10 protein-coding genes are annotated in these 12294 nt (G+C 68.9%); 5 read left to right on the forward strand and 5 right to left on the reverse strand.

Features of this window, described 5'->3' with window-relative positions; translation table 11 throughout:
- A partial coding sequence (locus tag HUW62_RS12940; RefSeq protein ID WP_176434617.1) for a permease occupies window positions 1–1729 on the reverse strand: 1729 nt, incomplete at its 3' end.
- A 184-nt stretch (window positions 1730–1913) separates the two neighbouring features.
- On the opposite strand from HUW62_RS12940, the gene HUW62_RS12945 reads away from it, so the two are divergent.
- Window positions 1914–3401 carry a class I SAM-dependent methyltransferase gene (locus HUW62_RS12945; RefSeq protein ID WP_176434618.1) on the forward strand — a complete coding sequence of 496 codons (1488 nt, stop codon included), beginning with the start codon at window positions 1914–1916 and terminating at the stop codon, window positions 3399–3401.
- A gap of 19 nt (window positions 3402–3420) precedes the next feature.
- Here HUW62_RS12945 and HUW62_RS12950 read toward each other — a convergent pair whose 3' ends face one another.
- Genes HUW62_RS12950 through HUW62_RS12960 form a run of 3 tightly spaced genes read right to left on the reverse strand, consistent with a single transcriptional unit; the run spans window position 3421 to window position 6882 of the window.
- Entirely contained in the window at window positions 3421–4893 is a 1473-nt protein-coding gene (locus HUW62_RS12950; RefSeq protein WP_176434619.1) for a methyltransferase dimerization domain-containing protein, read from the reverse strand.
- A 10-nt stretch (window positions 4894–4903) separates the two neighbouring features.
- Entirely contained in the window at window positions 4904–5932 is a 1029-nt protein-coding gene (locus HUW62_RS12955; RefSeq protein ID WP_163868268.1) for an ABC transporter permease, read from the reverse strand.
- Window positions 5932–6882, reverse strand: coding sequence for an ABC transporter ATP-binding protein (locus HUW62_RS12960; protein ID WP_163868077.1), 951 nt, complete (start codon window positions 6880–6882; stop codon window positions 5932–5934). Before HUW62_RS12960 ends, HUW62_RS12955 begins: the two co-directional genes overlap by 1 nt.
- A 100-nt stretch (window positions 6883–6982) precedes the next feature.
- Here HUW62_RS12960 and HUW62_RS12965 point away from each other — a divergent pair, with 100 nt between their 5' ends.
- Both HUW62_RS12965 and HUW62_RS12970 read left to right on the forward strand, forming a co-directional pair.
- Window positions 6983–7804, forward strand: coding sequence for a lysophospholipid acyltransferase family protein (locus HUW62_RS12965; protein WP_368670401.1), 822 nt, complete (start codon window positions 6983–6985; stop codon window positions 7802–7804).
- The gene (locus tag HUW62_RS12970; RefSeq protein WP_176434621.1) at window positions 7801–8739 is read left to right on the forward strand and encodes an SDR family oxidoreductase; all 939 of its coding nucleotides are present in this window, start codon (window positions 7801–7803) and stop codon (window positions 8737–8739) included. The genes HUW62_RS12965 and HUW62_RS12970 overlap by 4 nt, the downstream gene beginning before the upstream one ends.
- Here HUW62_RS12970 and HUW62_RS12975 read toward each other — a convergent pair.
- On the reverse strand, window positions 8728–9738 hold the full coding sequence (locus HUW62_RS12975; RefSeq protein ID WP_176434622.1) for an HNH endonuclease: 1011 nt from the start codon (window positions 9736–9738) through the stop codon (window positions 8728–8730). The two genes, HUW62_RS12970 and HUW62_RS12975, sit on opposite strands and share 12 nt — an antisense overlap.
- A 288-nt stretch (window positions 9739–10026) precedes the next feature.
- Here HUW62_RS12975 and HUW62_RS12980 point away from each other — a divergent pair, with 288 nt between their 5' ends.
- Both HUW62_RS12980 and HUW62_RS12985 read left to right on the forward strand, forming a co-directional pair.
- On the forward strand, window positions 10027–11286 hold the full coding sequence (locus HUW62_RS12980; protein WP_176434623.1) for an endonuclease domain-containing protein: 1260 nt from the start codon (window positions 10027–10029) through the stop codon (window positions 11284–11286).
- The gene (locus HUW62_RS12985) at window positions 11273–12277 is read left to right on the forward strand and encodes a hypothetical protein (protein ID WP_163868083.1); all 1005 of its coding nucleotides are present in this window, start codon (window positions 11273–11275) and stop codon (window positions 12275–12277) included. The genes HUW62_RS12980 and HUW62_RS12985 overlap by 14 nt, the downstream gene beginning before the upstream one ends.
- The last annotated feature ends 17 nt before the right edge of the window (window positions 12278–12294 follow it).

The following is a 12294-nucleotide window of genomic DNA, read 5'->3' on the forward strand; positions in this document are numbered from 1 at the left end:
CACCCACCCGCTCCCGAGCCAGCAGCAGCAGCGTGCTCGCGGACACGAGCACGACGAAGAACGACATCAGCACGGCGATGGCGACGAGGACGACCTGGGCGATGCCCACCACGCCCGCGAGCATCCCTCCCGCCACGGACCAGTCCACCGTGGCGATGGGAAGCCCCGCCTCGGCGGCCAGCGCGTCGATGCTCGCCGCGACGAGCTCCGGCTTCGCGTCGGGAGAGAGGACGAGCGCGGCCTGGAGCACGCTGCCTCCCCGCTGCTCCGCCCGCGTGAAGGTCTCCGGCCACGCGGGACCTCTCTTCTCGGAGGGCGCCTCCGAAACGACCGTCTCCACGTTGGCGACAGGCTCTTCCACGAGGATGGCGGGCTGGAGCGCCATGTCCACGGGCTGAAGGGGCTTGGCCAGGCCGAGCGCCTCCACGTCCCGGCGGACCTCGTCCACCTCCGCCTGGGTGCGCCGGCCGGACAGATAGCGCGCGGTGACCAAGTCCACCATCCCGAGCGTGTTGACGCGGCTGGAGTCACCGCCGAGCCCGGCGAAGCGGAAGGTGCCCCAGACCTTCACGGGCACACCGATGCGACCCAGCGAGCCGAAGGCACTCATCATCACCAGCGTGTCCCCGGGGCGCACGCGGTACAGCGGCAGCAAGGGCGCAAGCTCTCCCTGGAACCAGGCGAAGCGGGTGTCGAAGTTGGCATCGTCCAGCGTGAGGAACTCGCGCAGCAGCGGCTCCACGTCACCGGAGTGGCCCAGCAGCTTCGCGAGCACCTCCACCAGCTTGGTGGAGCGCTCCGCGTCGAGCCGGGCCAGGAGGTCCGGCAGCTCGGCGAGGCAGCGCGCCGCCCGCGTGCGCAGCGACTCGTCCGCGGCGAAGGTGGCCCCGCGCTGCCGCTCCACCTGGAGTTCGTCGAGCAGCGCCGCCACGGGCAGCTTGAAGTTCTGCTCGTAGAGTCCCTGCCCGAGCAGCAGCCCGCGCTGTCCTGGCGGCGGCAGGCTGCCACTGACGAGCTCGAAGCGGGGAAAGGCGCGGGGGAACTGCTCCAGGTCCGAGGCCAGGAACTCCACGTCGATGGACTCGCCCTCGCCCACCTGCCGGGCGACGCGATTCTCCAGGTACTCCAGCGCCTGCAGGGGCTCCGCGCGGAAGCGCGTCCAGAACTCCGGGGTGCCCACTTCGTCGAGCGCGCGCCGGTCCTCGCGGGCCTCGTCCTCCTTCAGGAACGCGAAGGCCTCCGTGCGCCGGCCGTCATCCTTCACGACGTCCCGGAGGGTACGCTCCAGGTCCGTGGCCAGCCGCTCCAGCCGTGCGTCACGCGATGCGGACGGAGGCTCGCGAGCGACCGAGCGGGCCGCGGCCAGCTTCTCGTCGAGGTAGTTGCCGCGAAACACCCAGCCCCAGCCCACCTCCAGCGGCACGACTTCCTGAACGCCCTCCACCGTCTTCAGCCTTGTTTCAATCGCGGGGAAATCCGGCAGGGGTTGGAGCTCCGACGCGCCGCCGTGGTCCAACACCACCGTGGGGACGCCCTCGGACTTGGAGTGATAGAGCTGCAGGTGCCCGGTGCCACTCTCGATGAGGCTGCGTCGCGTGCCGTCCGAGACGCCCTCCAGGAAGGCGACACCCAGGGTGAGAAGCAGCGCGCTCCCAGCGGCCAGCACCCCCACAATCCAGCTTCGAGGCCGGCTCCGGACGCTCTGGAGCGCCAACGACGCGAATGTCACCAAGGGCTCCTCGCACTGCGTTGACGGCGGCGAACACACCCTGGACTGGCGGGCGCGCTCGACATTCATCCGGGGAGTCAGGACGATAGAGAAGCAGCCTGGGACGAGCAAGCCACCTGCCTCGCGGTTGCGAGTCCCGAGCCTCGCGGATGAAGCTACCCCCCCACCTCATTGGAGAGCCTGAATGACGGCGTCATCGAGCCCCTCACTCGCGCAGTCACTGCATGTCTGGGCCCGCAATGCCTCCAATGAATCAGCCTTGCTGAGGACCGCGCTGCGCGTCGGGCTCTTCGACGCACTGCCCCTTGAAGGCACCGCGGCGCCCGCCTCCCTCGACGCGCTGGCCCGGAAGCTGGGCACCTCCGCGCGGGGCACCCGCTCGCTGCTGGAGTTGCTGGTGTGCCTGGGCTTCGCGCGCATGGATGACGCGAACGGCTTCTCGCTCGCCACCTCCACCTCGGCGTTCCTCGCCGATGCCGGCTTTCGCGCACGGCTCCAGGCCGAGCTGCCGTGGTGGGAGCCCATGGGTCTGCTCGACGAGGCCGTCAAACGGGGCGAGCCCGTGGAGCATGCGGGCGCTCGCTGGGACGTGCTCCAGCACTACCGGGAGCTGTTCCTGGACTCGCAGCCCCTCTCGGCCACGCCTGGGGCGGAGGACTTCTTCGACCGCTTCGCCCGGGGCGCGGCGCGCACGCAGTTGCTCGTCACGGCGGGGCGGCTGGGCGTGCTGGAGCTGCTCGCCACCGCACCCCGTTCGCTGACGGAGCTGGGCGCGGCCACGTACCTGAGCACCACGGGACTGCGCGTGCTGGTGGAGGTGCTGGCGAAGCTCGGGCTCGTGCGGGAGGAGGGCGGAGCCTGGAAGCCGTCGGAAGAGGCCCGGCCCATCCTGGAGGGCAAGGCGCTGGCGTACCTGGTCCGCGCGCTCTCCGTGTCCGCGCGGTACTGGGAGGCGCTGGGGCGGCTGGAGGAGACGGTGCGCACGGAGCGCTTCATCCTGGACCTGAAGGACCCGGAGACCAGCCGGCTCTTCTACGCGGACAACTCGCAGCAGATCACCGCGGTGTTCGCCTCGCACTTCCAGCTCAGCCGCAAGGCCGCCGAGACGCTGGCCCAGGTCCGAGCGATGGACGGCGCGCAGGTGCTGGATATCGGCACGGGCTCGGGCGTGTGGGGCGCGGCCTTCGCGCGGGTGACGCCGACGTCGCGCGTCACCTACTTCGACCAGGCGGTGGTGCTGGAGCAGGTGCGCTCCAACCTGGAGCGCCTCAAGGTCGCGGACCGGGCGCGCTTCTGGCCGGGCGACTTGTTCACCCACGACTTCGGCACCCAGGCCTTCGACGTCATCATCCTGCCCCAGGTGCTCAACGTGCTGCGGCCGGAGACGCTGCCGGACCTGTTCGCCCGGGTGTCCCGCGCGCTGAAGCCGGACGGCGTGCTGCTCATCGCCGAGTACGTGTTGAACGAGCGCCGGGATGGGCCCCTGGAGCACCTCTACTTCGGGCTGCGGCGCTTCATGACCAACGAAGGCGACCTGCTGTCCGCCTCCGAGTACGCCAGCCTCCTGAAGGACGTGGGACTGACGAGCACCGTCTGCATCCCCCTGCCCACCCAGGAGATGATTCTCGCCTCGCGCGACGGCGTGACGCTGCCCAAAAGCCTCGCGGCTTGAGCGCGCGAGGCTTCTGGGCTCAAGCGGCCGGCGCGGCGGCGTCGGCCCAGGCGACGTCTCCCCGGTGGGCGACGACGACCTGCTGGATGGGCATCTCGAAGCCGCGCGCGGACGTCAGGCCCACCGGCGTCAGGAGCGCGCGGAACTCCGGCATCGACAGCACGTCGCCCTCGTTCGACACGTACCGCCGCAGCGCGAAGTAGAGCGCGTCCAGCGGACCGTCGCGGCGGTCCGTCAGCAGATAGCCGGAGATGAGCAGCAGCCCCCGGGGCCGCAGCGCGCGCGCCAGCTTCGCGAAGAAGCCGGGCAGCGCCTCCGGTGGCAGCGCGGGGATGATTTGCGGCAACAGGATGACGTCGTACTCGGCCTCGCCGTAATCCACCGAGAGGCAGTCGCCCTCCCACAGCCGCGAGCGCCCCTCCAGCTTCAGCTTCGTCAGGTGCGGGCGCACCGAGCTCAACACATGTGGCGAGTCCAGATAGGTGACATGAGTGGTCGGGTCCGCCAGGCCGAAGGCCGCGCCCCACACGCCCGAGCCCGTGCCCACGTCCAATACCTTCGCCCCCGAGAGCGAGCGCAGCGAGGCCGCCAGCTCCGCCGCCTTGCGACTCAATCGCAGATGCGAGGCGAAGATGCCGGAGATGCGCGAGGCGTTCTCCTGGTAGATGCGGCGCGCCGTCTCCGGGTCCCTCAGGTCCAGACGGAACGTGTGCTCGCGCACCGCCTCGTCCAGGTGCCCGAAGGCCTCCCAGTAGGCCATGGTGGCCGGCAGTGCCCGCTGGAAGTACGGCAGGCTGGTGGCGTCGAGCATCCGCGCCGCCGCCTCGGTGAAGGACCAGTTCCCCGCGTCCTCCCGAGCGATTCCCATCCTCGCGAGCACGCCGAGCAACACGCCCAGCCCCTCCGGCTTCGCGTCCACCGCGTTCGCCAGCGCCTCCGTCGACGTGGCTCCCGCCACCAGCCGCTCCAGCACGCCGAGCTCGGCGGCTGTCACCAGCGCCTGGGTGCGCGCGAAGTTGCGAGCGTAGCGGTCGAAGAAGTCCTCCGCCTCCGCGTTGGGGCACGGCGGCTGGGGCGCGAGGAAGAGCGAGCGATACCACCCGAGCACCTCCCGCCCCTCCACCGGCGCTCCGGTGCGCACGGCCCGAGGCAGCAGCGCCACCGCGTGCCACCACGCGCGGACCTCGCGCAGGCGCGCGGTGAAGGCGTCATCCGACAGGAACGCCGCGGTGGCCTCCGCGAGCAGATAGCCGCGCCCCGTCTCCAGTGTCACGAAGCCGAGGGCGACGAGCGGCTCGATGACGGAGCGGACGCCCCGGACGTTGGAGCCCAGCCGCTGGGCCAGGGCGTCGAGCGACACGGGCTGGGCACCCGGGCCCGACGGAAGCTGCCCCAGCAGGCCGAGCGAGAACGCGGCCTGGAGCGCCGCGGACTCGTTGCTCGCGTCGCGCGCCAGGAAGTTGAGTTGTTGGACGAAGTTGGACTCGGACACGGGCACTCCTTCAAACCCAGCGGAACCAGCGGAGGGTCGCCACCATGGGGAGAATGGTCCAGACAGCGAGCACCGCCAGGGGTGCTCCCAGCGTCAGCACCGACGTGCCCTCCAGCATGATGGAGCGCAGTGAGTCATTGAGCGCCGTCAGCGGCAGCACGCGGATGAAGGGCTGCATCCAGCCAGGGAAGTTCTCCGACGCGAAGAAGACGCCGGACAGGAACATCATCGGCATGGAGACGAGGTTGACGAGGCCGCCCACGGACTCCTCGCTGCGCGCCCGGATGGACACGAGCAGCGCCAGGGAGGCGAAGCACATCGCCCCCAGCAGGCCCACCCCGAGCAGGGCGAGGTAGTTGCCGAACATGGGGACGTCGAACAGCCAGCGGGCGAAGGCGCAGAAGAAGGCGACCTCCAGCGCGGCGAAGACGGTGCGCGCCAGGAGGAAGGCGAGGAAGAAGTGCGCGCGGGACATGGGCGTCCCCGCCAGGCGCTTGAGCAGCTTTCCGCCGCGCATCGCCACCAGCGGGAGGGCCAGGGCCCACAGGCTGGAGGACATCAACGACATGCCCAGCAACCCGGGGATGAGGAAGTCGATGTAGCGGTTGCCCGGCTCCGACACGGGCGTGGCCTTCACCGCCTCCAGTCGGGGCGCGTCCGGTGTGGCGGCCAGGGCCTGCGAGACGAGCAGCCGCGCGGTGCGCCCCTCGGGCTGGCTCGGGTCCACCAGCGCCTCCGGGCTCGGGCTTCCGGGCAGCAGCACCAGGGACACCCGCCCTCGCGCCAACTGGCGCCGCGCCTCGGTGAGCTCCAGGGCGCGCGCCTCCAATTCCGGCACGCCTTGCAGCCGGGCCAGCAGCGCGGGGGCTTCCGGACCGTCCGCGACGGCGACGCGCACGGGCTCCAGCGCGCTGTTGCGGAAGGCCAGTCCCAGCACCAGCGTGGTGGCGACGGGGAAGACGAACGTCCAGAAGAGCACCTCGGGCTGGCGCCACAACACGCGCAGCCGCATGAGCATCAACTGTCCCAGCGAGCCCATCACGCCGCCTTCTCCTCTGCGCCCTCGCGCAGCGAGCGTCCCGTCAAGCCGATGAAGACATCATCCAGCGTGGGCCGGCGCGTGGACAGGTGACGCAGCCGGCCACCCGCCGCCTCCACCTCGCGCAGCACCGAGGGCAGGGCCACGTGCAGCTCCTTCACCCGCAGGGTGACGCGGTCCGCGTGGCGCTGCGCGGACACCACCGCGGGCAGCGGGCGCAGCCGCTCCAAATCCAACGCGGGCTCCGCCTCCAACTCGATGACCTGCTCGACGCCCAGCGAGGCGACGATGTCCTGGGGCGTCCCCCGGCTCATCACCCGCCCCCGGTCGATGATGACCAGCCGGTCGCAGAGCACCTCGGCCTCGTCCATGTAGTGCGTGGTCAGCACCACCGTGCGCCCGCGCGACTTGAGCTCCGCCACCACGTCCCAGAGGGCCCGGCGCGACTGGGGGTCCAACCCCGTTGTCGGCTCGTCGAGGAACAACAGGTCGGGGTCTCCGGCCAGCCCCAGCGCCAGGGCCAATCGCTGTCGCTGCCCACCCGACAGCTTGCCCACCCGTGCCTGCCGCTTCTCGCCGAGCTGCACCATTCCAATCAGCTCCTCGATGGGCAGCGAGCGAGGATAGAAGGACGCGAACATGCGGACCGTCTCCTCGACGGTGAGCTGGTCGACGAGGCGCGTCTCCTGGAGCGTCAGGCCGATGCGCTGACGCAGCTTCGTGGCGTCCTTCTTCCAGTCCAGGCCGAGCAGCCGCACATGGCCGGCGGTGGGCTCCTGGAGGCCCTCGAGAATCTCGACGGTGGTCGTCTTGCCGGCGCCGTTGGGGCCGAGCAGGCCCATGCACTCGCCGCGTCGGATTTCCAGGTCGATGCCGTCCACGGCCACGACGTCGCCGAAGCGCTTGACCAGGCCCTTCACCTCGATGGCGAGTTCGTCTGGGGGAGTCATGAGGGGGATGGGGTCAGTATGGCCCAAGGAGGGGCTGGCACCCAATGCACACGCGGTGGAAAGCGGCGGGCCGCGGCGGGGAATGCTAGGTTGCCGCGCCGTGGCCCTCAGCGACGGATTGGATGCGCGGGTTGACCGGCTGGAGCTGCCGTTCAACGAGTATGGCGTGGACCCGTACGGAATCTCCCGGAAGCACGTGAAGGACGCGCTGCGCCTCTTCGCGCTCATCTACCGGTACTACTTCCGGGTGCGCTGCCATGGCATCCACCACATTCCCCAGCGAGGCCGGGGGATGCTGGTGGGCAACCATTCGGGCGGCGTGGCGGTGGACGGCGCCATGGTGCTGACGTCCACCATGTTGGAGATGGACCCGCCGCGGCTGGCGCAGGGCATGGTGGAGCGCTTCCTCCACAAGTTCCCGGTGTCCTCGCTGTGGGCCAGTCGCACGGGGCAGTTCACGGGGTTGCCGGAGCATGCGCGGCGGCTGTTGGAGGACGACCGGCTGCTGATGATCTTCCCGGAGGGCGCGCGAGGGACGGCCAAGTTGTATCCGGACCGGTACTCGCTGGTGGACTTCGGGACGGGGTTCATCCGGCTGGCGCTCCAGACGCGCTCGCCCATCATCCCGTTCGCGTTCCTGGGGGGAGGCTCGGCGATTCCCACGGTGTTCAATGCCTATGCGCTGGGCAGGTTGTTGGGGGTGCCGTACGTGCCCCTGACGCCGTACCTGTTGCCGGTGCCGCTGCCGGTGCAGTTGGAAATCCATTACGGCGAGCCGCTCGTCTTCCAAGGCACGGGGGATGAAGACGACCACGTCATCGAGGGATATGTGGCGAAGGTGAAGGAGCGCATCGCGGGGCTCATCGAGCTTGGCCGGGCGGGGCGACAGCACCGCGGGCTGGCGAGGAAGCTGTTGCCATGAGGGTGCTCATCCCAGGGATTGCGGGCGGCATCGCGCGGAAGCTGGCGTTGCGGCTGAAGACGGCGGGGCACGACGTGGCGGGGGTGGACATCCGCCCGTGGGAGAACGCGCGCGAGGCGGGCATCGAGGTGTTCCGAGGCGACGTGCGCAAGCGCGTGGCGGAGGACGTGTTCCGGCGCTGGAAGCCGGAGGCGGTGGTGCACATGGCCACGGTGACGGCCTTCACGGTGCCGGGCGCGGAGCGGGGCCGCATCAACCTGGACGGCACCAAGGCGGTGTTCGACCACTGCGCGACGCATGGCGTGAAGCAGGTGCTCTTCGTGGGGCGGCACACGTTCTACGGGGCGGCGCCGGACTCGCCGCTGTACCACTCCGAGGACGAGCCACCGCGCGCGCTGGAGGCGATTCCGGAGCTGGCGGACCTGGTGGCCGCGGACCTGTATGCGGCGATGGCGCTGTGGCGGCTGCCGGAGATGACCACGGCGGTGTTGCGCCTGCCGTACACGCTGGGGGCGCCGGGCACGGGGACGCTGGCGTCGTTCCTGAAGGGCCGGCGGGTGCCACTGGTGCTTGGGTATGACCCGCTGTTTCACGTGTTGCAGGAAGAGGACGTGGTGACGGCGTTGCAGTTGGCGTTGGAGAAGAAGGTGCGAGGAATCTTCAACGTGGCGGGGCCGTCGCCGATTCCGTTGTCCGTCATCGTGCGGGAGACGGGGCGGATGGGGATTCCGCTGCCGTCACAGGTGCTGTCGCTCTTGCTGGGACGAGCGGGGTTCCCTCGGCTCTCGGTGGGGGCGCTGGACCACCTGCGCTATCCCATCGTCGTGGACAACCGGCGCTTCCTGGAGGCCACGGGCTTCGAGTTCCAGCACAGCGTCGCGGACATGCTGCGCATCTACCGTGAGGCAGCGCCGGTGCCGACGTCAGGGACGTGAGGGGCTGAGCTCATTGGCGACGCGAGCCCGCTTCTGGGCACGCTGGAACTTAATCCAGCGTGTCTCCAGGGCATCCCTGCTCAGCAGCTTGGCATCGCAGTCCAGTAGGGCACCGTCCCAGGTGTCGTAGCCCTTGCCTTTCACCTTGTCATGGAGATGGATCTTGAGCGTCTCCGGCTCGATCCCCAGCAAGTCCAGGTCGAAGAGGGTGTGTACATCTGCACGCAGCAAGAGCCCGTTCATGACGTGATTATCATTGTCTCCACGATAGGGAACGATGTGCGCAGCTTCGAGCAAATCGATGAGTTGGCATTTGGTGACGAGGCACTTGTCGCCGAACCGGTCGCGCAGGCTCTGCCGGAAGACCTTTTGCCCCCGGCGCGCACGAATCTCTCGCGACACCCTGGCCCGTTCGTCCTCGAGATTTGGGACATAGGGCTCCTCCAAGGCATCCGCTGCAGCAAGGGTGAGTCCATGGATGGGCCCCGGTGAAGCGAGTTGCTGAATCAAGGGCAGCAGCGCCGGTGCGAATTCCTTCAAGCCAGAAAGCGCGACCTGCTGCATGGCCATCTGCTTGTTGAAGTTAATACAAGCAGCTCGCACCTGCTCGATTGAGATCAGTGCCCCCTCTGGGATTTCGCGAAATGTGCCATCAAACCAAGCCGAGTACTCAATACAGGGGATCTCTATGGAGAGCACATCGTCGACGAAGTGACCCTCCTCGCACTTGAAGCGGGGGCGAAGCGTCTTCCTCTCAGTGCGAACAGTTGCACCACATGTCGGGCACTTTTTTTGGCGCTTTGTCGCCTCGGCAGTATCGATCTTCGCGACATTGGCAACTCCAAGAACCTGTCTTTTGTCGCAGATGATCAGCAAGTCCCCCTTGGCAATCTGAAGGTGGTTCTGGACCTTGCTGTCGTAGCGATAGACCGACTCCAACTCGTCGGCATACCCTTCATTGCCTGCGTAACCGCGCTCTTCTCCGTAGGAAAGAACCAACCATGCACGTCCTGAATCCATCCCTGGAGTGGAGTGCTCAACCACCTTTGATTGAAGGATTCCTGGAATAGGATGCTGGAGGCATTACCTGTCGCGTCCTATTGTGCCCGTCCATCCATTCCTCCCATGCGGTGCCGAATGACCACGCATGGATGTCGTATCCGACCCCTTTTCACGGGTTGTGCGCCATTGAATGGAGGCCTACTGGGGCCGGCTTGCCAGCACATCGCCAGGAGGCGCAGGCTGCCACCCAGCACGACGGGTCAACGTCACCAGACCCGTGGGGGAATGGGCTTGCTGTCACCGGCGGACACAGCGCTCCTGGACTCGCTGGACCGGCATGCCCGGCGGCGTGCGGAGGGCATCCCCACGCTGAGTGTCCTGGTCGGCCCTCAGGAACGCGCCCTCCTCCTCTGGGATGAATGGCTTCACCGCAGTGGTTTGAAGGCCGCGTCCTCGGGCAGCGAAGACCTTCGCACCACCGTCTCCGCCTGGGCCTGCGCTATCGCCTCCGAGCGCAATCTCTCTCGTGACGCGGAGAGCTATGTCGTCCTCTCCCAGCGCGCCTTCTCCCCTCGCGAGCTGCACTTCGAAGGCAAGACGCCCCACGAGCGCCACGTCCTCTTCGAGCGACTGGAGCCGCCCCACTCCGAGCCCGCCACCTGGGCCTTGTGCCGACAGCTCCTCGTAGCCCCTTCGACTGTAACGCTTGGTGCACTTCCTACCGAGGTTCGCGAGGCCATCACTCGCGACCCACTCCGCCTCCTCCACGCTCTTCTTTGCCTCATCCCCGAGGGCCGTGCTCCTGCCCTCCAGCTCCGCGTCTCCCCTTCCGACCCACGCAGCCTGCGCACGGCGACCGCCCTCTGCACCGCGGCCCCCACGCTTCACATCGCCTGCATGCTGCCCCCAGAGTCCCTCGGCGAGCCACGCAGCCGTAAGGAGTCTCATGCCCTCGCCATGCTGCGCGAGGGCCTGCTCGAACTCCCCGACCCCAGCAGCGTCTCCGCTCCGCACGTCACGGCCCTCGCCCCTTCCGCTCCGTTGACGCGCCTCCCAGAGAAGGCTTCCTCCGCGTCGCCGCCCGCGCAGGACGCCAAAGCCGAGCCCCTCCTCGAACGCTTCCGCGAGAGCGCGCAAGCCGTCCACGCAGCGCGACAGAAGGACGAAGCCCGCGCCCGCAGCAAGGCCGAGCGCTTCCTCTACAACAAGATTCTCCAGGTCCACCCAGCCACCCGGGGCCTCTTCGCCCTCAATGCCACCGTGGACCTCGGTGACGGCAGCCGTCCCCTCGAAGTGGACTTCCTGTGCCGCGAGCTGCGGCTCGCCGTGGAGATCGACGGCTACCACCACTTCCTCGACCCCGAGCGCTTCCGCCGCGACAGACGCAAGGACCTTGCCCTCCAGCGCGCCGGGTACTGGGTCGCTCGCTTCCTTGAAGAGGACGTCGTGCCTCGGTACGAAGACATCCTCAAGACGATTGAAACCCTGATGGACGCCCGGCGGCGAGAAGCCGCTTCGCAGAGGACAACGCATGGACAGCGCTGACAACCGGTTGGCGGGACTCGCACTCACCTGGCTCGCCCCCCGTCCCCACCGCGCCGGCACCCGGGCGGAGCTCGACAAGGCCCTGCGCCCCTTCGTGGAACACCGCTTCAGCCGCGCCGAGTGGAAGGCCCACCTCGACTCCGTGCTGGAGCTCCTGCTGCAAGAACAGCTCGTTTCCAAGAAGAACAAGTCGGGCCTGGAGCTGACCGCATCCGGCCTCACCCGCGTCCTCCAGTTCCTGCGCCTCGAACAGCTCCCCAAGGGGTTGACCTGGAAGAAGCTCAAGGCCACCTACCTGCTCGCCAACAGCCTGGAGCTCACTCCGTCCAAGGCCGTGCTGACCCGACTCGCCGACGCGGACGGCGTTCGCGCGGCGGTGCTCGGCCGCCAGTACCCCACCGTGAGCGCGGGAGACCCTTCCCTCTCCCAACTCCGCGACCGGCTCCTCTGGCGTCAGCTCGGCGTGGAGACCGAGCGCCCCTTCTCCCTCGCCGCCGTGCAGTCGCACCTCCTCGGCAAGCTGCTCGGCACCGAGGTGAAGGACCCTCGCAAGGCCGTGGAGCAGCTCACGGCCCGCGTCGCCGGAGCCACGCGCGCCGACGCGGAGGCCGTGCGCCTGACGCTCCTGCGCAAGTGGTTCCTCCCCGAGCAACCCGCCGTCCCCACGGTGGTGTCCACCGCGCCGACGACCGGCGACGCGGAGCCGCCGCCCCCTCGCAAGGAGGACTTCGCCGACCGCGTCCTCTCCGTGGCCCGAGCCCTGCCCACCGGCCGCTTCGGTCGCGACAAGGTGTTCATCTCCCACGTGTGGAAGGCCCTCCAGCCCGAGTGGCCCCACCGCGAGGCCTTCGACGCCGCGCTGCTGGAGGCCAACCGCACCCAGCGCCTGTCGCTGACCCGCGCCGACCTCGTCTCCGCCATGAACCCCACGGACGTCGCCGAGTCCGAGGTGCGCTCCTACGGCGCCAGCTTCCACTTCGTCGTCGTCTGATTCGCCCTTCCAGGAGC

The organism is Myxococcus sp. AM011 (assembly GCF_013372595.1).
GTDB classification, from domain to species: Bacteria; Myxococcota; Myxococcia; order Myxococcales; family Myxococcaceae; genus Myxococcus; species Myxococcus eversor.

Bases quoted from the DNA above. Each gene is read 5' to 3' on its own strand.
- HUW62_RS12945 (WP_176434618.1), top strand. From the start codon at position 1,914: ATGACGGCGTCATCGAGCCCCTCACTCGCGCAGTCACTGCATGTCTGG.
- HUW62_RS12955 (WP_163868268.1), bottom strand. From the start codon at position 5,932: ATGGGCTCGCTGGGACAGTTGATGCTCATGCGGCTGCGCGTGTTGTGG.
- HUW62_RS12960 (WP_163868077.1), bottom strand. From the start codon at position 6,882: ATGACTCCCCCAGACGAACTCGCCATCGAGGTGAAGGGCCTGGTCAAG.
- HUW62_RS12970 (WP_176434621.1), top strand. From the start codon at position 7,801: ATGAGGGTGCTCATCCCAGGGATTGCGGGCGGCATCGCGCGGAAGCTG.
- HUW62_RS12980 (WP_176434623.1), top strand. From the start codon at position 10,027: ATGGGCTTGCTGTCACCGGCGGACACAGCGCTCCTGGACTCGCTGGAC.
- HUW62_RS12985 (WP_163868083.1), top strand. From the start codon at position 11,273: ATGGACAGCGCTGACAACCGGTTGGCGGGACTCGCACTCACCTGGCTC.